This window comes from Cupriavidus sp. KK10, assembly GCF_018223725.1.
GTDB classification, from domain to species: Bacteria; Pseudomonadota; Gammaproteobacteria; order Burkholderiales; family Burkholderiaceae; genus Cupriavidus; species Cupriavidus necator.
The window spans coordinates 6,642,269-6,665,396 of record NZ_CP073677.1 but is presented as its reverse complement, the minus strand read 5'-3'; the positions used below and the strand labels follow the sequence as shown (position 1 = coordinate 6,665,396).

Here is a 23,128-nt window from a genome sequence, read left to right as displayed (position 1 = left end):
GGACACCAGATCCAGAACCAGGGGTCGCCAAAAAAATCAGGAGACAGGCAATGACCATGTCGATGCTTCGACGCAGCACTTTGGTTTTGACAGGGGTGAGCCTTGCCGCGGCACTGGCCGGATGCGGTGGCGGCGGCGATGAAGAGGCGCCGCGCGCCAGCACGCAGGCACCGCCGCAATGCGCGAACACGGGCACGTGCCCCACGCAGGGACCGGTCACCATCGGCGGCCCGCCGGGGTCGTTGTGCCCGGCGGCACTGGACTACAGCACCACCTTCACCGGCGGCTCCGGCGCGGGCGAACTGGTCAAGCTGCGCTTCGACACCGCGGCCCGCACCTACCAGCTGGAGATCATCGAATCGCCGGTGCCCAAGCAACCCGGCAGCGTGAGCCCGACGCGCGCGGGCGTGACCTTTACTGGCACCTTTGCCAACATGACCTCGCTGCCGACCGCCGAGCAGAACCGCTGCGCGGTTGCGCTGCAGACAGCCACGGCGTCCGACGGCACCTCGCAGGCCAATATCGACAGTGCCAGGCCGCCGGTGATCTTCCTGGGCAATGGCGTCGCCGGCGGCGGCATCCCGGGTGCCACCATCTCCTATCCGGGCGTGCTTGGGCTGGGCGCGATCCCGGCCACCACGTTCCCGTTCTACCCGGTACTGGCATTCGCACAGACCGAGACCGATTTCACCAGGGTGGCCGGCAGCTACAACCTGCTGGGCTACCACCAGGTGCCGTCCGGCGGCTCGCTAACTTCATCGAGCCACTTCACGCCCGCGACCGCGCAGACCACCGAGACGCTCAACGCCGACGGCAGCTGCACCGTCGCGGCCGGCAGCTGCCTCAGCACCGGCAACAGCTGGAAGCTTCGCAGCGCCGATGGCGCCTTTGAAAGCAGCAATGCTGATGGCAGCCGCCGTTACCCGTCGTTCCAGAGTGCGGCCATCACCAACAACAACGCCAGCCGCGCCAAGGGCCTGATGGTGGTGGGCAAGCTCAACGGCGCGCTGGTGCCACTGCTGGTGCGCACCGGCTACGCGCAGATCTCGCTGCTGCCGCTGACGGTCAATGTCGACGACGAGTCGGGGCTCGCACTGATGGCGCCGGCGAAGTCGCTGGCCAGCGGCCAGCTCGACGGCGGCTATATCGGCTCGGGCAGCGACTTTGTCTACACCGCCTCGCTGGTCAAGGGCGCGCGCGTGGAGCTGCTGGACCCGATGACGATGAACCAGACCGGCGCCTTCCAGCTCGATTTCACGCAGAACGCGCCGGGCATGATCGCCACCACCGACAACAGCGGCACCAGCGGTGCGCTGATCGCCAGCGGGCGCGTGTTCAGCCACCTGTCCGGCACCGGCAGCGCCAGCCCGACCTTCCGCGTCGGCGTGCTGGCAGCACCCTGAGTCCACCAAGAAGACACAAGACCGAGGAGACCACACCATGCAACCCCATCGAATGATCCTGCCGCGGGCCTCGCGCCCATCCACGGTGCCGGCGCGTGCGCTGGCCGTGGCCGCCACTGCCATGCTCGCCGCTTGCGGCGGCGGCGGCGGCGATGAGGCGCCGTCCACGCCGGCCGCGGTGCAAACGCGGCTGTGCCCGGCATCGCTCGACTACTCCACGACCTTCACCGGCGGCACCGGCTCCGGCGAGTTGGTGAAGGTGCAGATCGACACCACCAGGAAGACCTGGCAGGTGACCTTCCTCGATTCTTCCGTGCCGCGCCAGACCGGCACCGTGCAGCCCACGCGCAGCGACCCCACCAACGGCCAGAACGTGATGCGCGGCACGCTGAAGGCAGAGACGGGGTTGCCGACCGAGAAGCTGAACCAGTGCGCGTTCGAGCTGAGCGGGGCCAGCCTCGATCCGAACCGTCCCGCCAAGCTCTTCGTCGGCGAGGGCGTGATGGGCGGCACCATCCCCGGCGCGCGCATCCAGTTCAACGGCGTGCTGGGCGCCGGCGCGGTGCCGGATACCACCTTCCCGTATTTCCAGTTCATCGGCTTCGCGCAGACCGAGACCGACCTGTCGAAGATCGCCGGGCAATACAACGGCACGGGCTTCCACGAGGTGCCGTCCAAGCAGTTCAAGACGGTGGCGCAGGACTACCGCATGGCGCTGGCCGCGGATGGTTCATTCACCGTCTGCGACAACGCCACCAACACGTGCGAGCGCAAGGGCAACAACTTCGTGCCGCAGGCCAACGGCGCGCTGCTGTCGACCAACTACAAGGCCGAGAGCCAGCCGCCCACGCTGGGCAACACGCTGGGCAAGGCCTACCTGATCGTGGGCAAGCTGCGCGGCCAGCTGGTGCCGGTCATGATCCGCGTGGGCTATGCCAATGACTCGCTCGCCAACGGCCCGCTTGGTGCCGATGACGAGATCGGCATCGGCATGATGGCGCCGGCGGTGGCGGTCACCGAAGGCGCGGTCAACGGCGAATACGTCGGCGTCGACAGCAACTTCAACTACCGCGTGACCGCGCTGGTCGGCGCCGCCGCCACCATGATGGATCCGTTCCGGCCGTCCGATGCGTCGCTGGCGATTCCCTACCGGCTGGACTACTCGCAGCAAGTGCCGGGCGTGGTCCGTACGTCGCGGCGCGAGGCGCCCGCAGGTTCGGCGCCGACCGGCAAGCTGATGTTCACCGGCGGCGTGTTCGGCTTCCTGGAACAGCGCGACAGCGGCCCGTACTTCACCGTCGGCGCATTCGTGCAGTAAGCACGCTACCAGGCCCGGGCCATCGCAGCCCGGGCCACTGCACCACGACTCGACCAAACAAAGACATCCACTGCCGGGGGACACAAGATGAAAACCATACGCCTCACGCTCACGCTGATGCTGGCCGCGCTGGCCAGCTTCGCCCTGCCTGCCCATGCCCAGAAGAAGGGCGACAACGTGGTATCCGCCGGCTGGTTCTATATCCAGACCCATGGCCAGAGCGGTCCGCTGACCACCACCTTGCTGGACGTGCCGATCAACTACCCGCTGGGCCTGCCGTCCAGCTTCACCGCGCCGGGCAGCAGCCTCTCGTCGTCCAATGCCAATACGCTGGGGCTGACCTTCAGCCACTTCGTCACCGACCATATCGCGGTCACCGCGGTGGGCGGCATCCCGCCGGAGTTCAAGCTCTATGGCCACGGCGAACTGATTCCGCCGGGCCCGGCCGGCGCGCTCGGCCGCCAGAGCCTGGGCGACCCCGCGCTGAACCCCATCATCACCAAGGCGCGGCAGTGGAGCCCGGCGGCGATGGTGCAGTACCACTTCCTGGATCCGGGCACGCGTTTCCGCCCGTTCCTGGGGCTGGGGGTATCGTACAACTTCTTTACCAACATCGAGGTCAATCCGGCGTTTGCGAGTTCGGTCAACAACAACCTCGGCGCGATCCTGGCGGCGGGGGCGGGCATCCCGGGGCCGACATCGGTGAGTGCGGATGCGTCGTCGTCATGGGCGCCGGTGTTCAATATCGGTGGCACCTATAACTTTGACGAGCATTGGGGCGTGACGGCGGCGGTGACTTATATCCCGCTGAAGTCGACGTCGTCGATGACGATCAAGGCGTCCGACGGGACGGTGTTGTCGACGTCGAAGACCAAGCTGGAGCCGAATCCGCTGGTGTTTTTTTTGGCGGCTTCGTATAAGTTCTGACGCTAAAAAAAACGACGCGCCTGAGCGCGTCGTATTCTATTGCTGCAACGGCAAGCGGCAACCCTTACTGCGTCACCGTCCCCTGTTGCGCAGGCGTCCCCTGCTGCGCCACCGCACCGCTCTCCTGCAAACCACCACCCAGCGACCGGTACAAATCGATCGCGTTGTTCAGCCGCAGCTGCCGCGCCTGGATCAGTGCCTGCTCGGCGGTGAACAGCTGGCGCTGCGCATCGAGCTCGTCCAGGTAGCTGGCAATCCCGCTGCGGAAGCGCACGCGCGCCAGTTCGTAGCGCGCGGCTTCGGCATTGCGCACTTCTTCCTGGCCGGCCACCTGGTCTTCCAGCGTGCCGCGCGCCACCAGCGCATCCGCCACTTCCGCGAAGGCCGTCTGGATGGTCTTCTCGTAGTTGGCCACCTGGATGTTCTTGCGCACATTGGCCAGGTCCAGGTTGGACTTGTTGCGGCCATAGTCGAAGATCGGCAGCGTCAGTTGCGGCGCGAACGACCACGCCTTAGTGCCGGCATCGAACAGGTTCGAGAACGTCGGGCTGATCGTGCCAATGCTGGTGGTCAGCGTGATGCGCGGGAAGAACGCCGCGCGTGCCGCGCCGATATTCGCGTTGGCCGACAGCAACTGCTGTTCGGCCTGGCGGATGTCCGGGCGTTGCTCCAGCAGGTCCGAAGGCAGGCCCGCGGGAATATCGCTGATGATGCGTTCGTCGGACAGGCGCATCGGCTCGGGCAGGTTCTCGATGCTGCCGATGGGCTTGCCCACGAGCACTTCAAGCGCGTTCTGCGCCTGCGCGCGCTGGCGTGCGAGCTGCGCGGCGGCGACACGCGCCTGGGCCACCAGCGACTCGTTGTCGCGCAGGTCCAGCGCGGACGTGGCGCCGACGTCGAAGCGCTGCTTGGCGAGCCCATAGGTGCTCTCGCGCGCCTTGAGTGTGTCCCGAGCAATCTCGTATTGCTCGGCGAAGGAACGCTCGGACAGGTAGGCCTTGGCCACTTCCGACACCAGCGAGATATACGCTGAACGATGCGCCTCTTCGGTGGAGAAGTACTGCGCCAGCGCCGCGTTCGACAGGCTGCGCACGCGGCCGAAGAAGTCCAGCTCGTAGGACGAGATGCCGAGGCTGGCCGAGTAGACTTGCGATACCGCAGGCTGGCCCAGAACCGATACCCCCGTGGCAGCGTTGGTGCTGGCACGAGTATAGCCAGCATTCGCGTTCACCGTCGGCAGCAGGTCGGCGCGCTGCACCTGGTACTGCGCGCGCGCTTCCTCGATGCGCAGCGCGGCGGTGCGCAGGTCGCGGTTGTTTTCCAGCGAGGTCGCGATCAGCGACTGCAGGCGCGGGTCGCGGAAGAACTCGCGCCAGCCGATGTCGACAGCGCGGCGGGTCTCGCCGCTCTTCGCCTCGGCGGTGGCGTAGCCCTCGGGCGCCACCGGGAAGCTGTCTGCCACCGGCGGGGCGGGGCGGTCATAGTGGGGCGCGAGCGTGCACCCCGTCAGAACGCCGGCCACCAGCAGCAGTGTGGTCAGAGTCTTGGTCATATTCAGATTTCCTCTTTCGGCTCGTGCCACTTCTGGTCCAGCATGCGCTGGCGCGCACTGCCCTTGAAGCGCTTGCGCACCACGACGAAGAAGACCGGCACCAGGAAGATCGCCAGCACCGTGGCCGTGATCATCCCGCCCATCACGCCGGTACCGATGGCGCGCTGGCTGCCCGAGCCCGCGCCGGTGGCGATCGCCAGCGGCAGCACGCCCAGGATGAACGCCATCGACGTCATCAGGATCGGTCGGAAACGCAGGTGCACCGCTTCCAGCGTGGCTTCGATCAGGCCCTTGCCCTGCGCCTGCAGGTCCTTGGCGAATTCCACGATCAGGATGGCGTTCTTCGCCGACAGGCCGATGGTGGCGATCAGGCCCACCTTGAAGTACACGTCGTTGGGCATGCCGCGCAGCGTCACGCCGAGCAGCGCACCGAGCACGCCCAGCGGCACCACCAGCAGCACCGAGAACGGGATCGACCAGCTTTCATACAGCGCGGCCAGGCACAGGAACACGATGATCAGCGACAGCGTGTACAGGATCGGTTCCTGCGAGCCGGCCAGGCGTTCTTCATAAGACTGGCCGGACCACTCGAAGCCGAAGCCCGGCGGCAGCTTGGCGAAGTTCTCTTCCATCACGCGCATGGCTTCACCGGTACTGCGGCCCGGCGCGGCCTGGCCCGCCAGCTTCACCGCCGGCATGCCGTTGTAGCGCTCCAGGCGCGGCGAGCCCATCACCCACTTGGAGGTCGCGAACGCGGCAAACGCCACCATGTCGCCGTTGCTGTTGCGCACGCGCAGCTTGGTCAGGTCGTCCGGCAGGCGGCGGTCTGAGCCTTCTGCCTGCACGATCACCTTGCGCACCCGGCCTTCATAGATGAAGTCGTTGACGTAGTTGGAGCCGAACGCAATCGACAGCGTCGAGTTGATGCTGGCCACCGTGACGCCGAGCGCCTTGGCCTTCTCGCGGTCGATGTCGATCTGCAGCTGCGGCGCGTCTTCCTGGCCTTCCGGGCGCACGCCCATCAGCACCGGGCTCTTGGCCGCCATGCCGAGCATCATGTTGCGCGCTTCCATCAGCTTGGCGTGGCCCTGGCCGGTGCGGTCCTGCAGGCGGAAGTCAAAGCCCGAGGAGTTGCCCAGCTCGGAAATCGCCGGCGGGTTGAGCGGGAAGATGATCGCGTCCTTGATGAACGAGAGCGCGCCGAAGGCACGGCCGACCAGCGCCTGCGCGGTCTCGCCGGCGCCGGTGCGTTCCTTCCAGTCCTTCAGGCGTACGAACGCGATACCGCCGTTCTGGCCGCGCCCGAAGAAGGAGAAGCCCGCCACCGTGATCATCTGGTCCACCACCTTGCTTTCCTTCTGCAGGTAGTAGTCCTCGATCTGCTTGAGCACGCCGATGGTACGGTCCTGGGTCGCGCCGTTGGGCAGCTGCACCACGGTGATCATGTAGCCCTGGTCTTCGTCGGGCAGGAACGACGACGGCAGGCGCTTGAACAGCACCACCACGCCGACGATGATGACCGCGTAGATGATCAGGTAGCGGCCGGTGCGCTTGAGGATGCGCGCCACCACGCCCTGGTAGCTGGTCGACGCGCGCGCGAAGGTGCGGTTGAACCAGCCGAAGAAGCCCGTCTTCTCATGATGATGGCCGGCTTCGACGGGCTTGAGCAGCGTCGCGCACAGTGCCGGGGTCAGGGTCAGCGCCAGCAGCGCCGAGAACGCCATCGAGGAGATCAGCGACAGCGAGAACTGGCGATAGATGTTGCCCACCGAGCCCGAGAAGAACGCCATCGGGATGAACACCGCGGTCAGCACCAGCGTGATGCCAATGATGGCGCCGGTGATCTGGCCCATGGCCTTGCGCGTGGCTTCACGTGGCGAGAGTCCTTCCTCGCTCATGATCCGCTCGACGTTCTCGACCACCACGATGGCATCGTCCACCAAGATACCGATGGCCAGCACCATGCCGAACATGGTCAGCACGTTGATCGAGAAGCCGAACGCCAGCAGCGCGCCGAACGTGCCCAGCAGCGCGATCGGCACCACCAGGGTCGGGATCAGCGTGGCGCGGAAGTTCTGCAGGAACAGGTACATCACCAGGAACACCAGCACCACGGCTTCCAGCAGCGTCTTGATCACTTCCTCGATCGAGATCTTGACGAAGGCCGAGGTGTCGTAAGGCACCGAGTACTGGTAGTCCGCCGGGAAGGTCTTGGACAGCTCTTCCATCTTGGCGCGCACCGCGGTGGCCGTGGCCAGCGCGTTGCCGGTCGGAGCCAGCTTGATGGCGATGGCCGCCGACGGCTTGCCGTTGGTGCGGGCCAGCGTCGAGTAATCGGCGCCGCCCAGCTCCACGCGGCCCACGTCCTTGATACGCACCGACGACCCGTCCGGGTTGGTGCGCAGCAGGATGTTGCCGAACTGCTCCGGCGTGGTCAGGCGGCTTTCGGTGGTGACGGTGGCGTTGAGCTCGGTGCCCTTGGGCGAGGGCGTGCCGCCCAGCTCGCCCACGGCGACCTGGATGTTCTGCTCGCCCACCGCGGCGGTGACGTCGGTCGGGGTCAGGTTGTAGCCGGTCAGCTTGGCCGGGTCCAGCCAGATCCGCATGGCGTACTCGGTGCCGAACAGGTCGGCCTGGCCCACGCCCGGCACGCGGCGGATCGAGTCGATCACCTGCGCCGAGACATAGTTGCCGAGCTGGATCGCATCAGCCGCGCCGGACTTGGACGACACGGTCAGGAACATCATGTAGTTGTTCCCGGCCTTGTCCACGCGCACGCCCTGCTGGCGCACTTCTGCCGGCAGGCGCGCTTCCACGCGCTTGAGGCGATTCTGCACTTCGACCGAGTTCAGGTCGACGTTCGACCCCGGCGCGAAGGCGATGGTGATGCTCGCCAGGCCGGACGACTCGCTGGTGGAGTTGTAGTAGAGCAGGTTAGGGGCGCCGTTAAGCTCCTGCTCGATCACCGAGGTGACGGAATCCTCCAGCGTCTTGGCCGACGCACCCGGGTAGGTGGCGGTGACCGAGATCGTCGGCGGGGCGATGTTCGGATATTGCGCGATCGGCAACTGCAGGATCGCCAATATGCCGCCCAGCACGATGATCAGCGCGAGCACCCACGCGAACACCGGCCGGTCGATAAAAAACTTGGCCATAAAACTGGCTCCCTCTTGGTCTAGCGGTCTAGCCGTTATTTGCCGTATTGGTGGTACGGCAGGGTTCAGCCTTGCTTGGCGTCAGACTCGGCTTGCTGCTGGCTCTCGGCCTTGGGGGCCGAGGCCGGCGTCGCCGGGGCGGAGGCCGTCGCCGCGGCCGGTGCCGAGGCCCCGGCCGGCTTGAACGGCACGGCCCTGGCCGGCGCACCGACCTTGATCTTCTGCAGGCCCTCGACGATCACCTTCTCGCCGCCCTTCAGGCCTTCGGTCACCACCCAGCTGTCGCCAATGGCCTGCGGCGCCTTGACCGGCACCGCCGCGACATTCCCGTCCGTACCCACCACCATCACGCTGGCACCCTGCGCGCCACGGATCAGCGCCCGCTGCGGCACGGTCAGTGCGTTCTCATCCACGCCCTGCTCGATCTTCACGCGCACGAAGGTGCCCGAGAGCAGCTCGCGCTTCGGGTTGGGGAACTGCGCGCGCAGCGTGATCGCGCCGGTGGTCGGGTCCACGGTCATGTCAGAGAACAGCAGCTTGCCGGTCTGTTCGTACTCGCGGCCGTCTTCGACGTACAGGTGCACTTTGGCGCCGCCGTTCATGCCCTTGACCATGCCGGACTCGATGGCGCGGCGCAGGCGCGTGACTTCCGAAGCCGGCTGGGTGAAGGTGACCCACATCGGGTCGACCTGCTCCACCAGCGCCAGCTTGGTCGCCTCGCCCTTGCCCACCAGCGCGCCCTCGGTCACCAGCGCGCGGCCGGCACGGCCGCTGATCGGTGCGGTCACGGTGGTGTAGCCCAGGTTGATCTGGGCGGTGCGCACCGCCGCCTTGGCCGAGGCCACGTCGGCATTGGCCTGGCCGGCGGAGGCCACGGCGTCGTCGTACTCCTGCTTGCTGACCGCGTTGACGGCCACCAGGGGCTTGTAGCGCTCGGCCTTCAGGCGCGCCGACACGGCGTTGGCCTCGGCGCGCTGCAGCGCGGCCTGCGCCGAAGCCAGCGTGGCCTGGTAGGGCGCCGGGTCGATGCGGAACATCACCTGGCCGGCCTTCACTTCGCCGCCTTCGGTGTAGTTGCGCGACAGCACGATGCCTTCGACGCGAGCACGCACTTCGGCTGTGCGGATGCCTTCCAGGCGGCCCGGCAGTTCATTGACGACGGCGACCGGCGACGGCGTCACGGTCACCACACCCACTTCCGGCGGGGGCGGGGGGCCGCCTTCGGCCTTCTTGTCGCCACAGGCAACAAGCGCCACGGCAGACAGCGCCGCTAGTGCATAGGCTGCAACGCAACGGATACGTTGGGACTTCCTCATCGATAACCCCATGATGGCAATTTGAGATCTGCCGCATCGTCCCGACCTGTCATCCGACAAACGGAAACGACACAGCACGCCGCACGGTTTGCGGCGGACAAAAGCGTGATGCTAGCCACAAATCGCGACGTCGCAATGTCAAATGCGACGAACGGCGGCTTTTATGTAACGACTGGATTCATGACCGGCTGGCCTGCGGCAGGGGTTGCCAGCTGTGCTGGGTATGTCACAGAAGGCGGCTGGCCGAACGCCGGGCAAGGGCGTATTATATATACATTCAAGCATGTATGTTAAGTTGATGTTGCAGAAGGGCCTTTCGGCGCACAACCCGTGCCGCAGGGCCGCGGCAATACGGATCCCGGCCCGGTCAGACCCAACCGGCCGGTCCGAATTGCCTCCTACCCGTTCGGAATCACGGCGCAAACCGCCGGCTCGGGTTAGGATGCGCGCCGTCGTGTCGGCTCGCAAACTGCAAGCGCATTGGCATGTGACGACAACGACCCGCCGGCGCGTGCGCCGGCCCGTGCGGCTGCCACAGCGGGGCCGCACCCAGGGAGAACTAACAAGGCTGGCCATGACGCCCCCATTGCGTCGTGCCGCCGGCACCAGAGACAAAAATGGTCAGACGTACCAAGGAAGAGGCGCTTGAAACGCGCCACCGGATTCTCGACGCGGCCGAAGCCGTGTTCCACGCCCGCGGCGTGGCACGCCCGTCGCTGGCCGACATCGCCGAGGCGGCGGGTGTCACGCGCGGCGCGATCTACTGGCACTTCAAGAACAAGAGCGATGTGTTCGCCGCCATGTGCGACCGCGTCAACCTGCCCGTGGAAGCGCTGTGCGACCCCGAGCGGCTCGCGCGCCAGGAAGACCCGCTGGGCGGCATCCGCGACATCTGCGCCTATGTGATGCGCCAGACCGTGGTCAACCCGCGCTGGCGCCGGGTGTTCGAGATCATCTTCCACAAGTGTGAAATGGTGCAGGACAACGGCGCCATCTTCGAGCGCCAGCGCCAGTCGCACCAGGACGGTCTGATCAAGATGCGCGAGCACCTGCGCCTGGCCCTGGAGCGCGGCCAGCTGCCCGCCGACCTGGACCTGGACCTGGCCGTCAACGCCTTCCATGCCGCCATCGGCGGGGTGCTGGCGCACTGGCTGTTCTCGCCCCAGGACTTCGACCTCGACGCCAACGCCGAGCGCATGTCCGACGCCTTTATCGATACCCTGAAGTTCTCACCGGCGCTGCGCCATGGCTACGTGCCGCGCCCGATGGCGGCGCTGGACCGGGAACTGTCCACGCTGTGCCAGCAGGCCTGCCCGAACGCCCAACCGGGCGGGCTCGAAACCGGCGACCTGGTGCCCTGAGCGCCGCGCTTAGCCGCGCATGGCCTCGCGCCAGCGCGCCAGGAAGGCGCGCTTGCGCATCGCGTCCTGCGCGGCCAGCAGGCCCGGGCCGACGCTGATCGGCTTGAGCGCGTAGCCCAGCCGCTCCGACAATGCCGCCGCGGTGTGCACGCTGTCGGTATCGGTGCGGATGGTATAGAGCTGCGAGGTGGACTTGGCCAGCAGCGCCTGGCCCTCGCGCGAGAGCAGGTAGTCCAGCCACAGCCGCGCCGCATTGGGCCGCGGCGCGCGCCGGGCAATAAAGGCCACCCGCGACATCACCAGCGTGTAGTCGCGCGGGGCGATCACGTCGATGGCCGCGCCGCGCTCCATCAGCGACAGCGCGTACGAACCCAGCAGGTTGTAGCCCATCACCAGCTCGCCGCTGGCGATGCGCTCGATCATCTCGGCCGTGGACGCCGACAGTTGCACCCCGGCGCGCCCCAGCGCCTGCGCCAGGTACCAGAACTCACTGCCCATGCGCGCGTCCTGCTGCGCCAGCAGGTAGCCCACGCCCGAGCGCTCCACGTCATAGGTCACCACCTTGCCATGCCAGCGCGGCGCGTGTTCCTGCAGCAGCCGCGCCAGCCCGCTGCGGCTGCGCGGCGGGCGCATGCCGGCCAGGTGGTGGCGGTTGTAGACAATCACCGCGGGCTCGAAGGTGGTGCCCCAGGCCTCGTCGCGCCACACCGCCCAGCCGGGCAGGCCGGCGCGCTCGGGCGAGGCGTAGCGCTGTGCATGGCCGTCGTTGACCAGCTTGATCTGCAGGTCCATCGCCGTGCTCCACAGCACGTCGGCAAAGGCCGCATCGGGCGCGGGCCGCTTGCCGCCCAGCGCCGCGGTCTCGGCCAGGAAGCGCTGGTTCAGATCGATCGTGTTGAGATCCTGGTAGTGCACGCGGATGCCCGGGTAGCGCGCCTCGAACGCGGCGATCAGCGGCTGCGCCACTTTCAGGTCGGTCGATGCATAGACCGTGACCATGCCTTCGCGCATGGCGCCGGCGATGGTGGCGTCATACCCGGACGGATACCCCGGCGGCGGCGCCGGCGGCCTAGACTGGGCATGAAGGGGCCATGCGGCCGGCAAGGTGGCGCCGGCCAGCAGCGACGCGCCCAGCAGGCGGCGGCGCTGCGCCGAGGCAGGCGGCTCACAAGCGCATAGCAGGGACGGCGGGGGTGGACGCGTGGGCACGGTGGTCGCAAACGGAAGAACTGCCTGTGGAAGGGAGCGGGCGCGCGGACAACACGCGCCGGGACCAGCGGGGCGGGGGTATTATAGGCGCCCGCGGCGGGCACGCTCCATCGGTGCAGCCCCCTGTTATCCGGACGTTTTCCGCCGCCGCAACCGAAATATGGACCAAACCGGCAGAGGAGGAGACCGGCATGCGCATCCTGCTGGTGGAGGATGAAATCGAACTGGCACGCTGGGTCGCCCGCGCGCTGGAGCAGGGCGGCTTTGTGATCGAGCACGTCGCCGACGGGCTGCAGGCCGAGGCCCGCCTGCAGGCGGAGGAATACGACGCGGTGCTGCTCGACCTGCGCCTGCCCGGCAAGGACGGGCTGGCCGTGCTCAAGTCCATGCGCGGGCGCGACGACCGCACCCCCGTGCTGATCCTGACTGCGCAGGACACGCTGGACGAACGCGTGCGCGGCCTGAACCTTGGCGCCGACGACTACCTGCCCAAGCCTTTTGCCATTGCCGAGCTGGAAGCGCGGCTGCTGGCGCTGATCCGGCGCAGCCGCGGGCGCGCGCATCCGCGCCTGCAGTGCGGCACGCTGGTGTTTGACGGCGAGACCCGCAGCTTCACGCTGGACGGCGCTCCGCTGGCGCTGACCCCGCGCGAATCGACCCTGCTGGGCGCGCTGCTGGCACGCAGCGGCCAGCCGCTGACCAAGGCGCAGCTGCTCGACAAGGTGTTCTCGCTCGACGCCGATGTCTCTCCCGACGCGATCGAGGTGCTGGTCTACCGGCTGCGCAAGAAGCTGGCCGGGCACGGCGTCACCATCGTCACGCTGCGCGGCTTCGGCTACTTGCTGGAGCCTGAGGCCGGGCGCTAATCATGCACTTGCGGATGTGGCCGCGCCATCCGGTGCTGCTGTGGCGCCGCGGCAGCCTGCGCCGGCAACTGCTGTTGCTGCTGGTGCCGGCGCTGGCGGCGATGATGGCGATCGACACCTGGCTCACCTACGGCACCCTGCGCGACGCCGCCAACACGGCTTATGACCGCTCGCTCTATGGCTCGATCCGCGCCATCGACAATGCCATCGGCATGGCCGGCGACAGCGTCCAGCTCACCCTGCCCGACGCCGCCATGGAGATGTTCGAGACCGCGGCGCAGACCCATGTGTTCTACCGCGTGTCGACCGAGCGCGCCGGCCAGGTCGAGACCGTCACCGGCTACGACGACCTGCCGCTGCCGGCCGGCAACCTCGTCAACAACCAGCCGCGCTTCTACGACGCCGAATACCGGGGCGAGGCCGTGCGCATCGCCGCCATGGCGCGGCCGGTGTACCGGCCGGATGCGCGCATGCGCGTGATCATCCAGGTGGCCGAGACCGCCGAGCCGCGCACCACGCTGATCGGTACGGTCTGGCGCAGCGCGCTGGCGCGCGACCTGCTGCTGATCCTGCTGAGCGCCGGCATCCTGGTGGGCGGCGTCACCTACGTGCTGCGCCCGCTGGCGCGCGTGCGCGACGATGTGGAAGCGCGTTCGCCGGACGACCTGGCGCCGCTTACGTTCGAGCGCGTGCCCGCCGAGGTGCGCCCGCTGGTCGACGCGGTCAACCTGCATGTGTCGCGCTCGGCGGCAATGGCGCAGTCGCAGGCCCAGTTCATCGCCGATGCCGCGCACCAGCTGCGCACGCCGCTGGCCATCCTGAAGACCCAGGCCGAATACGCCCAGCGCCAGCTGCGCGCGCCCGACCCCGAGGCCGCGCGCCAGGCCGCCGGCGAAGCCGTGGGCGGCATCGTCACCCAGCTGGAGCAGGCCGCGCGCCTGACCAACCAGCTGCTGGCGCTGGCGCGGGTACGCCAGCACCACGGCGAAGCCGCCCAGGAAGCCGATGGCATCGACATCATCGACGCTGTCACCGTGGCCGAACAGGTGGCGCTGGACTACCTGCCGCTGGCGCGCGGCAAGCAGCAGGACTTCGGCTGGGAGCCGGTGGCGGGGCTGAAGCTGCCGGTGCGCGCCGACCCCGCGCTGCTGCGCGAGGCGCTGGCCAACCTGGTCCACAACGCGATCCAGTACTCGCCGCGCGGCAGCCGCATCACGCTGTCGGCCACGCGCGCCGACCAGACCGCCTGCCTGGTGGTGGAAGACGATGGCCCGGGCATTCCGGCCGAAGAGCGCGAAAAAGTCTTCGCGCGCTTCTACCGGCGCGTGGGCAATGCGGAGCCGGGCTCCGGGCTGGGGCTGGCCATCTCGCGCGAGATGGCGGCACGGTTTGGCGGCACGGTGGAGCTTGGCGATGGGCTGCAGGGCACCGGCGTGCGCGCGGTGCTGAAGCTGCCCATCGGTGAATAACGCCTAACCAAACAACTCTTCTGCCACCGTCGGATGCAGCTGCACCGTGGTCTCCAGGTGCGATTCGCGCACGCCCAGCCGCAACGCCACGGCCAGCGTCTGCACGATCTCGGGCGCGGCGTCGTCCATCAGGTGCGCACCCAGCACGCGCCCGCTGCGCGCATTCAGCACCAGCTTGAACATCGACTGGTGGGCCGTGCCGCCAAAGCGGTTTTCCAGCGAGACAAAGCGCTTGACCACGGTGCGGATGCGTTCGGGCTTGCCGGCGGCTGCGATCGCCTGGGCCTCGGTCAGGCCCACGGCGCCGATGGCGGGCTCGCAGAACACCGCGGTGGGCACGAAGTCGAAATCGGCGCGTTCGCCACGCCGGCCATACAGGCGGTCAGCCAGCCAGCGGCCCTGCGCGGTGGCCACCGGTGTCAGGTGCAGGCCGTCGATGGCGTCGCCGAGCGCGTAGATGCCGCGCACGTTGCTGCGGAACTGGCGGTCCACGCGGATGCCGCCCTTGTCGCCAAAGTCCACGCCAACCGCCTCCAGCCCGAAGCCCTGCACGTTGGAAATGCGCCCGATCGCCGCCAGCGCGGCCTGCGCGCGCACGGCCTCGGTCTGGCCGGGGCGGTCGGTGGGGCGGTAGCAGACTTCCACCGCGCCGTTGGCCTGGCTCAGCAGGTGCACCCTGGCGTTCAGGTGCAGGCGCACGCCGCGCGCGGTCAGTGCATCGGCCAGCGACCGGGAGATGTCGTGGTCGAAGTGGGGCAGCAGCCGGTCGCCGGCAACGATCAGGTCTACCTTGACGCCGTAGCGCGACAGGATCGAGGCCTGCTCCACGCCGATGTAGCCGCCGCCGATGACCGCGATCGAACCCGGCACGGTCTGCCAGGTGAAGACGTCGTCGGAACTGGCGGCCAGTTCGCCGCCGGGGACTTCGAGCGCGCGCGGGCGCGCGCCGGTGGCAATCAGGATGCGGCGCGCGTGGATGGTCTCGTCGCCGACTCGCACTTCGCCCTTGCCGGTGACCAGCGCATCGCCGCGCAGGATTTCCACGCCGGATTCGTGCAGGCGCTGGGTGTAGCCCGCGTTCAGCCGCGCGACTTCGGCGTTGACGCGGACGATGGCGTCGCGCCAGTCCTCATGCCCGCCCGTGTGCGACAGGCAGCCCGACAGGATCGCCGACCAGCCGGCGCCGTAGGACAGCATCTTCTTGGGAACGCAGCCGCGGTTGACGCAGGTGCCGCCGATGGCATCGCGCTCGACCAGGATCACGCGTGCGCCGTGCGCGGCGGCGCGCCGCGCGCAGGCCACGCCGCCCGAGCCGCCGCCGATCACCACCAGGTCTGCCTTGCGCACCTTGTCGTTGCGCCGCGTGCGGCCGTTGCGCACGCGCGGCACCTGCTCCACCGGCGGCGCCGCGCTGACCTCGCGGGCGCGCCGCGGTTCCTTGGCCCCGGCGGGGGTTGTCTGGCGCTTAGTCATCCATGCCTCCTGTCGCGGCACGCGGGCCGCATCGACAACAATCAGGCCAGCGCCAGCAAACGAAACACTAGGCAGCGGGCCGCAGTTCGGTATTCAGGATCGACGGCCACTCGCGCAGGAAAGTTTCCCCGTCGCGGCGGCCCAGCTCATAGGCGTGCGTCATGGCATCGGGCCGGGTGTAGTCCCAGCTCGAGATCGGCACGCGCTGCGAGGGCTGCAGGTACAGGCGGCGCTGGCCGCCTTGCTCAACCACGAAACGGCGCGGGCGCGGATACAGCCGTGTCACCAGCACCAGCACATTGCCCGGGGTGGCATCGAGCGCGTCCACGGGCACATTGTCGACCAGCCCGCCGTCCAGCACCGGGCGGCCGCCGCGGCGCAGCACCGGCGTGAAGGGCGGCGTGGAGGCCGACTGCAGCAGCAGGTCGGCCAGTTGCTCGGGCGAGGCGCAGTCCTGCGCGCGCACGAACTCCGGGCGGAAGCCCAGCTTGCGCCCCAGCCGCGGGTGCAGCGTCTTGAGCACATGCTTGTCGATGTTGTACGCCAGCAGCCCCGCTGCCACCGCCAGGCGCGGGCCGCTCCAGCGCGGGATATGGGCCACGCCGATGCGGATTTCCGGCGCCTGCTGCAGGTGCGAGAGGCGCCCGTCGGCGAAGATCGTCAGCAGCGCGGTGCGGTAGATGCCGTAATGCGGGAACACGCGCTCATTGCGCAGCAGGTTGCCCCAGTAGGCATTGCGGCGGTTGTTGGACAGCACCTCGCGGTAGTAGTCCATGGTCTGGTGCGAGTCGTGCGCATAGACCATGCACGCCGTCGCCGCGCCGGCCGAGATCGCGGCGATCACGCGCGGGCGCAGCTGCAGTTCCGGCGCGACCGTGTCCCACCAACCCGCCTGCCACCAGCAGCGGTTGCCGCCGCCGGCAAAGACGATCTGGTCGAAGGGATTGGCGTGGCCGGAGGTCATGGACGCTGGCGTTGCGAGGGGTTCAGAGCAGGGCGTAGGTGGTGGTGGCCTGCACCGCCAGCTTGCCGTCGGGGCCGGTCAGCTCGATCTCGCCGAACACCACGGTCTTGCCCATGCGCAGCACGTTGGCGCGCACCAGCACGTCGCCGTCGATCACCGGGCGCATGAAGTTGGTGGTGAGCGTGACTGTGGTCATCGGGCGGAAGGCGCCCAGCGCGCTGGCCACGGCGACGATCATGGCGGTATCGGCGGCGGACATCAGCACCTGGCCGCAGACCACGCCGCCCGCATGGCGGAACGATTCGCTGAACGGCAGGCGCAGCGTGACGCCCTGGGCATCGACAGCTTCGGCGCGCAGGCCGAGCTGGCGCACCCATGGCGCCAGCACGCGCTCCAGCGTGGCTTCGATCTCGGCGAGGCTGAATTGCGGTGCGGCTTCGGACATGGCGCTCCTGGTTCTGGCTGGCCGCACCGTAGCCGTCCTGTGGCGGACCGCTACTCTGTCTCCTCCGGCGCGACGCGATGTTTGAGGCAATGATACAGGGGGCCGGTGGCCAGCACCACGAAGGCCATCCGGATCACGTGGAACGCCGTCACCAGCGGCACCCCCACCTCCAGCACCTTGGCGGTGATGCACATCTCGGCAATGCCGCCCGGCGTGGTGCCCAGGATCACCGTGGCCGGGTGCGCGCCCGACAGCGCCGACAGCCCCCAGCCCACCAGCGCCGATACCACCAGCGCCAGCACCGTGTAGAGCGCCACGCCCGACAGGAAGCGCGGCGCGGTATGCAGGAACTCGCGCGAGAAGCGCACCCCCAGCGAGACACCGATCAGCAACTGGCCGGCACGGCTCATCCAGGTGGGGATGGCCGACAGTTCGATCCCGGATGCAGTCAACACCGCCGCGGCCAGCAGCGTGCCGATCACGAACGGGTTGGGCATGTTCAGCCGCTTCACCAGCAGCGCCACGCCCAGCGTGATGGCGATCAGCGCCAGCAGCCCCGGCGCGCTGACCACGCGCGGGCCGGGGATATAGGGGTCGAGCCCGTGGATGCCGCCGTACTGGAAGATCGCCGGCACGGTCACCACCACCATCAGCACCCGCAGCGAGTGCGCGGCCGCCACCTGGTCGATGCGCGCGCCGTTGCGCTCGGCCAGGTTGGCCATCTCCGAGGCGCCGCCGATGGCGGTGGAGAAGAACGCGGTCTTGAAGGCCACGCCGGTGGTCCGCCGCAGCAGGATGGCGCCGCCCGCGCCCAGCACCAGCGCGAACAGCGAGCCGGCAATGATGTAGGGCAGGTACTCCACCAGCCGCGCCACCACGTCCGGCGTGAAGTAGAGCCCGAGCGACGCGCCGATCACCCACTGGCCCGCATTGCGGGCCTGCGACGGCGCCCGCAGATCGGCCCCGGCCATGCGCGCGGCGGCCACGGACAGCAACGGGCCGATCATCCACGGCAGCGGGGTATGCAGCGCGGTGCAGAGCAGGGCGGCGGCCAGCCCGAGTGCCAGCGTGGGCAGCGCGGATAGCCAAGGGTTGGAGAAGAGACGCATGGTGCAGCGGCCTGGCGCGGGAGCGCCGGCGGCTTGTTGTTCTGGAAGACGGACGACGAAAGACAAGAGGCCCGCACACCATTGGCGTGCGGGCCTCGCAAAGCTTACCGCAAGATCGCGCGCATCATGCCGCGTTGTCGGCCTGCGCGTGCGCCGAGGTGCGGGTCGCGTGCCAGCGCAACAGGCGCGGGATCACCACCACCGCCACGGTCAGCGCCAGGATGGTGGCCGAGATCGGCTGGCGCAGGAACAGGGTCCAGTCGCCCTGGCCGATCGACAGCGCATTGCGCAGCTGCTTCTCGGCCATCGGCCCCAGGATCATGCCCACGATCACCGGCGCGGTGGGGAAATCGAAGCGGCGCATCACCATGCCCAGCAGGCCGACCACGAACAGCAGCAGCAGGTCGAACCACGACTGGCGGATGCCGTAGGCGCCCAGCCCCGCGAAGATCAGGATGCCGCCGTACAGCAGCGGCGTGGGCACGCGCAGCATGCGCACCCACAGCCCGATCGCCGGCAGGTTCAGCACCAGCAGCATGACGTTGCCGATATACAGCGACGCCAGCAGGCCCCACACCAGGTCGCCCGAGGTCTGGAACAGCATCGGGCCCGGCTGCAGGTTGTAGTTCTGGAACGCGGCCAGCAGGATCGCGGTGGTGTTCGAGGTCGGGATGCCCAGCGTCAGCAGCGGCGCCAGCGTCGCGGTCACTGCGGCGTTGTTGGCGGCTTCGGGGCCGGCCACGCCTTCGATCGCGCCGACCTTGCCGAACTCTTCCTTGTGGTCCGACAGCTTTTTCTCGGTGGCATACGACAGGAAGGTCGGAATCTCGGCGCCGCCGGCGGGGATCAGACCGAACGGGAAGCCGATGAGGGTGCCGCGGATCCACGCCGGGACCGAGCGCTTCCAGTCCGACTTGTTCATGTGGACCGAGCTGAGCTTGTTGAACGTGCCCGCCGGCTGCGGGAAGAACGCGTTGAACAGCGCCTCGCCCACGGCGAACAGGCCCACCGCCACCACCACGATGTCGATGCCGTCGTACAGCTCCTGCACGTTCATCGAATAGCGGGTCTGGCCCGACAGCGAATCCATGCCGATCAGGCCGATGCCCAGGCCCAGGAACAATGCGGTCATGCCGCGCAGCAGCGACGAGCCCAGCACGGCCGAGACCGTGGTGAAGGCCAGCAGCATGATCATGAAATACTCGCCCGGGCCGAACTGCAGCGCCACGTCCGCCGCCACCGGCGCGAACATCGACAGCAGCACGGTGGCGATGGTGCCCGCCACGAACGAGCCAATCGCCGCGGTGGCCAGCGCCGGGCCGGCGCGCCCGTTCTTGGCCATCAGGTTGCCTTCCATGGCTGTCACCATGGTGGAAGACTCGCCCGGGGTGTTCATCAGAATCGAGGTGGTCGAGCCGCCGTACATCGCGCCGTAGTAGATGCCGGCGAACATGATCAGCGCCGCGGTTGGTTCCACCTTGGCGGTCAGCGGCAGCAGCATCGCCACCGTCAACGCGGGGCCGATGCCGGGCAGCACGCCGATGGCGGTGCCGAGGAAGCAGCCCACCAGGGCCCACATCAGGTTGATTGGCGTGATCGCGACGGCAAAGCCGTGCATCAGCAGGTTGAGGGTATCCATTCGAAGACTCCTTGCTGGTCGGGCGGGCGGGCTCAGAAGCCAGCGATGGGCAGCAGCGGCAGGTTGATGCCGAGCAGGAATTCAAACAGTGCCCACATCGGCACCGTGATGCACAGGCCGATCAGCGCATCGCGCACGATGCGGCGGCTGCCATAGCCACGCGCCACGCACACCATCAGGAGTGTGGAAGCGAACACGAAGCCAAGCGTGCCGATCAGTGCCATGTTCAGCACCAGGCCCGCGGCCACCCACAGGAAGCCGCCGAAGTTGTGCGGCGCGTCCGGCAGCTCGGCATCTTCTTCCGGCATGTTGCGGAAACCGCCGCGTACGCCCTGCCACGTCAGCAGCGCGCCGCACACCGCCAGGCCGACGGCTACCAGCGTGGGCATGAAGCGCGGCGACAGGCCGGCATAACCCTCTTCGCCGGAAATGCCGGACAGCCCGAGGAAGAAGAACAGCGAGAGCGCCAGCACGGCAATGCCGATGGCGAGGTGCGAGGGTTTCATGGAGACTCCTTGGCCTTTGTCGCCAGCAGGGGCGCTGGCGTCCGCGACGCTGGCAGGTGCTGCCCGCGCGGCGGCAGGGCCCGGCGACGTATGGTTATTTGTCTGGTATCGCAGGTGGACACCGGGCCCTGCGCCGTTTTCCTGCCGCCGGGTTCACCGGCGGGGTTGGCAGGCACGACAGGTAAAGCGGGTTGAAGCGGTGCTGCGGGCGGTTCTTACTTGGCCACGCCCAGTTCACGCAGCGAGCCGCCCAGGCGGGCCGATTCGCTGTCGACGAACTTGCCGAACTCGTCTCCGGTCAGCAGGAACGGGGTCCAGTCGTTCTTCTGCAGCGTGTCCTTCCAGGACTTGCTCTCGGTGGCCTTGACCACGGCGTCGATCATGGCCTTGCGCTGCTCGGCGCTGATGCCGGGCGCGCCGTACACGCCGCGCCAGTTGTAGATCTCGACGTTCACGCCTTGCTCCTTGAGCGTCGGGATATCGGCGGTGCGGTCCTTGGAGGTCACCGCCAGCGCGCGCATCTTGCCGCTCTTGATGAAGGGCAGGAATTCCGACACGCCGGCAATGCCCACCGTCACGTGGCCGCCCATGATCGAGGCCGAGGCTTCGCCGCCGCCCTGGAAGGGTACGTAGTTGATCTTCTTGGGATCGACGCCCGATTCCTTGGCAATCAGGCCGGCCAGGATGTGGTCGATCGAACCCTTGGAGCCGCCGCCCCAGCTGACGCTGCCCGGGTTGGCCTTGAGCTGCGTGGTCAGGTCCTTGACCGACTTGATCGGCGAGCTGGCCGGCACGGTGATGACCATGGTGTCGGCGAACAGGCGCGCGATCGGGGTGGCGTTCTTCAGCGTGACCGGCGGCTTGTTGGTCTCGATCGCGCCCACCATCACGGCGCCCACCACCATCAGCGCATTGGGGTTGCCCTTGTCGGTATTGACGAACTGGGTCAGCGCGATGGTGCCACCGGCGCCGCCCTTGTTGTCATACGAGGCGGTCTTGGCCGTGCCCGCGGCAATCATCGCGGCGCCCAGCGAGCGGCCGGTCTGGTCAAAGCCGCCGCCCGGGTTGGCGCCGATCATGACCTTGACGCTGTCCAGCGCAAAGGCTGGCGCGGCGGCGAAGGTGGCGGCAACGGCGGCCGATGCCATCACGGCATGGGCCAGGCGGGAATAGGTACGGCGCATAGCGGTCTCCTGGTTGTACCGGGGATGCGCGGTGCCAGCCTGCTGGCAGCCGCGATCCGACCCGGGCGTTCCGGCTGCCACTGCGTTGCGAGGACGGGAAGGTAGCCCGGGGGGACTGTGCGAAAGGCGCAGTGCCGGTGCTTGTCTCCTGTCCGGCGCGGCGGGGCGTGGCCGGGACTGTTCTTGGATTTTTGGTGAACGTCAGACCGGAATTACCGGTCATGGGGCGGATTCTAGGCGGCGGAAACTGTCAAAAGGCTGTCAATTGGGGGGAGAATGGGTCGGGGTTTACGTGGATGGCGCATTGCAGCGCGGGCGCAGGCCCGTCAACCCGCCGGCTTCGCCTGCAGGCATGGGTCCTTGCGCGCCACCGCCGGCACCACCACGGCCATGTCGAACTCGCCGTCGGCCGGCGGGTTTTCCACATACCCCACGCTGACCACCTGCGCCACGCCCGCCCCCAGCCAGCGCGGCACGCCGATGTCGCGCCGCACGTGGCCGTTGCCTGCGATCAGCACCGCGCCGCGCAGCGCGTAGGGGCGCAGCGTCTGCGCCATCACCGCATCGCGCGCGGCCTGCGCCGCCAGCATCCCGGGCAGCATGGCCTTTGGGAAATTGCCGCAGTGGCCCAGGTCGAGCACCGCCGTCTGCGCCGCCACGAGGTCGTCGGGCAGCGCACCGGACAGGCCCAGTTGCTGGCGCTCGCCGGCCGGGAACAGGCTGTCCAGTCCGCCGCGCACGATCTTGCCGGCGTCGGCGCGCGACAGGTTAGCCGCCACCAGCGGCAGGTCGTACTGCAGCGCCAGCGCCACCACCGGCCGGTACAGCGGCCATTGCCAGGCACCGCCGCCGGCCTGGGCGATCAGGTAGTCAGCATCGCGCGGGCGCTCGCGGCGGGCGCGCTCGATATCCGCCTGGCGCTCGCGGTCAAACTGCTCCATGGCGATGGCCGGGCGCCAGCCTTGCTCGACGGCACGCGTCAGCGCGGCCAGGCGTTGCTGCTGCGCGGCGGCGTTATCGTGGACCTCGCCCAACAGCACGTAAGATTTGCCGGCAAAGGCGGCGCTGACCGCCTCGGGCGCGGGGCGGGTGGCCGCGCAGCCGGTGGCGAGCACAGCGACAGCGGCGGCCAGCATGCCGGCACGCATGTTTGCGACAGGAAAACGGAGTGACATCACGCGGTTCCTTTCCTTACCTCGTTGTCGTGGCGGGGTTGGCGGCCTGCGCTCCCG

Annotated in this window: 18 protein-coding genes; 6 read left to right on the top strand and 12 right to left on the bottom strand. The window is 68.4% G+C overall.

All coding sequences use genetic code 11. From position 1 onward, the window contains the following. Window positions 1–50: 50 nt before the first annotated feature. The 3 genes from KB879_RS31055 to KB879_RS31045 all read left to right on the top strand — a co-directional run bounded on the left by KB879_RS31055 (window position 51) and on the right by KB879_RS31045 (window position 3,648). Window positions 51–1,403, top strand: coding sequence for a DUF2957 domain-containing protein (locus tag KB879_RS31055; protein WP_211980472.1), 1,353 nt, complete (start codon window positions 51–53; stop codon window positions 1,401–1,403). A gap of 37 nt (window positions 1,404–1,440) precedes the next feature. Continuing rightward, window positions 1,441–2,721 carry a DUF2957 domain-containing protein gene (locus KB879_RS31050; RefSeq protein WP_211980471.1) on the top strand — a complete coding sequence of 427 codons (1,281 nt, stop codon included), beginning with the start codon at window positions 1,441–1,443 and terminating at the stop codon, window positions 2,719–2,721. Between the two features lie 87 nt (window positions 2,722–2,808). Beyond that, the gene (locus KB879_RS31045; RefSeq protein WP_013958478.1) at window positions 2,809–3,648 is read left to right on the top strand and encodes an OmpW family protein; all 840 of its coding nucleotides are present in this window, start codon (window positions 2,809–2,811) and stop codon (window positions 3,646–3,648) included. Window positions 3,649–3,712: 64 nt separating this feature from the next. Here the strand turns inward: KB879_RS31045 and KB879_RS31040 are convergent, their stop codons facing one another. From KB879_RS31040 to KB879_RS31030, 3 genes are all read right to left on the bottom strand, one after another. Next, window positions 3,713–5,200: an efflux transporter outer membrane subunit gene (locus KB879_RS31040; protein WP_013958477.1), complete on the bottom strand. Its 1,488-nt coding sequence runs from the start codon at window positions 5,198–5,200 to the stop codon at window positions 3,713–3,715. A gap of 2 nt (window positions 5,201–5,202) precedes the next feature. Further along, window positions 5,203–8,355: an efflux RND transporter permease subunit gene (locus KB879_RS31035; protein ID WP_211980470.1), complete on the bottom strand. Its 3,153-nt coding sequence runs from the start codon at window positions 8,353–8,355 to the stop codon at window positions 5,203–5,205. Between the two features lie 65 nt (window positions 8,356–8,420). Further along, complete coding sequence (locus tag KB879_RS31030) at window positions 8,421–9,671, bottom strand: efflux RND transporter periplasmic adaptor subunit (protein WP_211980469.1); 1,251 nt, start codon at window positions 9,669–9,671, stop codon at window positions 8,421–8,423. Window positions 9,672–10,288: 617 nt separating this feature from the next. Here KB879_RS31030 and KB879_RS31025 point away from each other — a divergent pair. Continuing rightward, complete coding sequence (locus KB879_RS31025; RefSeq protein ID WP_153955225.1) at window positions 10,289–11,032, top strand: TetR family transcriptional regulator; 744 nt, start codon at window positions 10,289–10,291, stop codon at window positions 11,030–11,032. A gap of 9 nt (window positions 11,033–11,041) precedes the next feature. Here the strand turns inward: KB879_RS31025 and KB879_RS31020 are convergent, their stop codons facing one another. Beyond that, complete coding sequence (locus KB879_RS31020) at window positions 11,042–12,136, bottom strand: ABC transporter substrate-binding protein (protein WP_194946867.1); 1,095 nt, start codon at window positions 12,134–12,136, stop codon at window positions 11,042–11,044. A gap of 296 nt (window positions 12,137–12,432) precedes the next feature. Here KB879_RS31020 and KB879_RS31015 point away from each other — a divergent pair, with 296 nt between their 5' ends. Together KB879_RS31015 and KB879_RS31010 are read left to right on the top strand one after the other, a co-directional pair. Continuing rightward, a complete protein-coding gene (locus KB879_RS31015) occupies window positions 12,433–13,107 on the top strand; it encodes a response regulator (protein WP_013958472.1) in 675 nt (224 codons plus the stop codon). A gap of 2 nt (window positions 13,108–13,109) precedes the next feature. Then, the gene (locus tag KB879_RS31010) at window positions 13,110–14,576 is read left to right on the top strand and encodes a sensor histidine kinase (protein ID WP_249221220.1); all 1,467 of its coding nucleotides are present in this window, start codon (window positions 13,110–13,112) and stop codon (window positions 14,574–14,576) included. 3 nt (window positions 14,577–14,579) lie between these two features. On the opposite strand, the gene KB879_RS31005 is transcribed toward KB879_RS31010, so the two are convergent. The 8 genes from KB879_RS31005 to KB879_RS30970 form a co-directional block, all read right to left on the bottom strand. Further along, complete coding sequence (locus tag KB879_RS31005) at window positions 14,580–16,049, bottom strand: NAD(P)/FAD-dependent oxidoreductase (protein ID WP_013958470.1); 1,470 nt, start codon at window positions 16,047–16,049, stop codon at window positions 14,580–14,582. Window positions 16,050–16,116: 67 nt separating this feature from the next. Then, a complete protein-coding gene (locus KB879_RS31000) occupies window positions 16,117–17,013 on the bottom strand; it encodes a patatin-like phospholipase family protein (protein ID WP_211980468.1) in 897 nt (298 codons plus the stop codon). 22 nt (window positions 17,014–17,035) lie between these two features. Then, a complete protein-coding gene (locus tag KB879_RS30995; protein ID WP_211980467.1) occupies window positions 17,036–17,458 on the bottom strand; it encodes a PaaI family thioesterase in 423 nt (140 codons plus the stop codon). Between the two features lie 50 nt (window positions 17,459–17,508). After that, window positions 17,509–18,567, bottom strand: coding sequence for an AbrB family transcriptional regulator (locus KB879_RS30990; RefSeq protein WP_013958467.1), 1,059 nt, complete (start codon window positions 18,565–18,567; stop codon window positions 17,509–17,511). 124 nt (window positions 18,568–18,691) lie between these two features. Beyond that, a complete protein-coding gene (locus KB879_RS30985; protein ID WP_013958466.1) occupies window positions 18,692–20,206 on the bottom strand; it encodes a tripartite tricarboxylate transporter permease in 1,515 nt (504 codons plus the stop codon). A 32-nt stretch (window positions 20,207–20,238) separates the two neighbouring features. After that, window positions 20,239–20,712: a tripartite tricarboxylate transporter TctB family protein gene (locus tag KB879_RS30980; protein ID WP_153955222.1), complete on the bottom strand. Its 474-nt coding sequence runs from the start codon at window positions 20,710–20,712 to the stop codon at window positions 20,239–20,241. Between the two features lie 215 nt (window positions 20,713–20,927). Beyond that, window positions 20,928–21,896 carry a tripartite tricarboxylate transporter substrate binding protein gene (locus KB879_RS30975; RefSeq protein WP_013958464.1) on the bottom strand — a complete coding sequence of 323 codons (969 nt, stop codon included), beginning with the start codon at window positions 21,894–21,896 and terminating at the stop codon, window positions 20,928–20,930. Window positions 21,897–22,222: 326 nt separating this feature from the next. Then, window positions 22,223–23,071 carry a ChaN family lipoprotein gene (locus tag KB879_RS30970; RefSeq protein ID WP_211980466.1) on the bottom strand — a complete coding sequence of 283 codons (849 nt, stop codon included), beginning with the start codon at window positions 23,069–23,071 and terminating at the stop codon, window positions 22,223–22,225. Between the last annotated feature and the right edge of the window lie 57 nt (window positions 23,072–23,128).

Coding starts and splice junctions, on each gene's coding strand:
- KB879_RS30975 (WP_013958464.1), bottom strand. CDS start 21,896: ATGCGCCGTACCTATTCCCGCCTGGCCCATGCCGTGATGGCATCGGCC.
- KB879_RS31030 (WP_211980469.1), bottom strand. CDS start 9,671: ATGAGGAAGTCCCAACGTATCCGTTGCGTTGCAGCCTATGCACTAGCG.
- KB879_RS31045 (WP_013958478.1), top strand. CDS start 2,809: ATGAAAACCATACGCCTCACGCTCACGCTGATGCTGGCCGCGCTGGCC.
- KB879_RS31000 (WP_211980468.1), bottom strand. CDS start 17,013: ATGACCTCCGGCCACGCCAATCCCTTCGACCAGATCGTCTTTGCCGGC.
- KB879_RS31035 (WP_211980470.1), bottom strand. CDS start 8,355: ATGGCCAAGTTTTTTATCGACCGGCCGGTGTTCGCGTGGGTGCTCGCG.
- KB879_RS31010 (WP_249221220.1), top strand. CDS start 13,110: ATGCACTTGCGGATGTGGCCGCGCCATCCGGTGCTGCTGTGGCGCCGC.
- KB879_RS31015 (WP_013958472.1), top strand. CDS start 12,433: ATGCGCATCCTGCTGGTGGAGGATGAAATCGAACTGGCACGCTGGGTC.
- KB879_RS30990 (WP_013958467.1), bottom strand. CDS start 18,567: ATGCGTCTCTTCTCCAACCCTTGGCTATCCGCGCTGCCCACGCTGGCA.
- KB879_RS30985 (WP_013958466.1), bottom strand. CDS start 20,206: ATGGATACCCTCAACCTGCTGATGCACGGCTTTGCCGTCGCGATCACG.
- KB879_RS31055 (WP_211980472.1), top strand. CDS start 51: ATGACCATGTCGATGCTTCGACGCAGCACTTTGGTTTTGACAGGGGTG.
- KB879_RS31005 (WP_013958470.1), bottom strand. CDS start 16,049: ATGACTAAGCGCCAGACAACCCCCGCCGGGGCCAAGGAACCGCGGCGC.
- KB879_RS31050 (WP_211980471.1), top strand. CDS start 1,441: ATGCAACCCCATCGAATGATCCTGCCGCGGGCCTCGCGCCCATCCACG.
- KB879_RS30995 (WP_211980467.1), bottom strand. CDS start 17,458: ATGTCCGAAGCCGCACCGCAATTCAGCCTCGCCGAGATCGAAGCCACG.
- KB879_RS31025 (WP_153955225.1), top strand. CDS start 10,289: ATGGTCAGACGTACCAAGGAAGAGGCGCTTGAAACGCGCCACCGGATT.
- KB879_RS30980 (WP_153955222.1), bottom strand. CDS start 20,712: ATGAAACCCTCGCACCTCGCCATCGGCATTGCCGTGCTGGCGCTCTCG.
- KB879_RS30970 (WP_211980466.1), bottom strand. CDS start 23,071: ATGTCACTCCGTTTTCCTGTCGCAAACATGCGTGCCGGCATGCTGGCC.
- KB879_RS31040 (WP_013958477.1), bottom strand. CDS start 5,200: ATGACCAAGACTCTGACCACACTGCTGCTGGTGGCCGGCGTTCTGACG.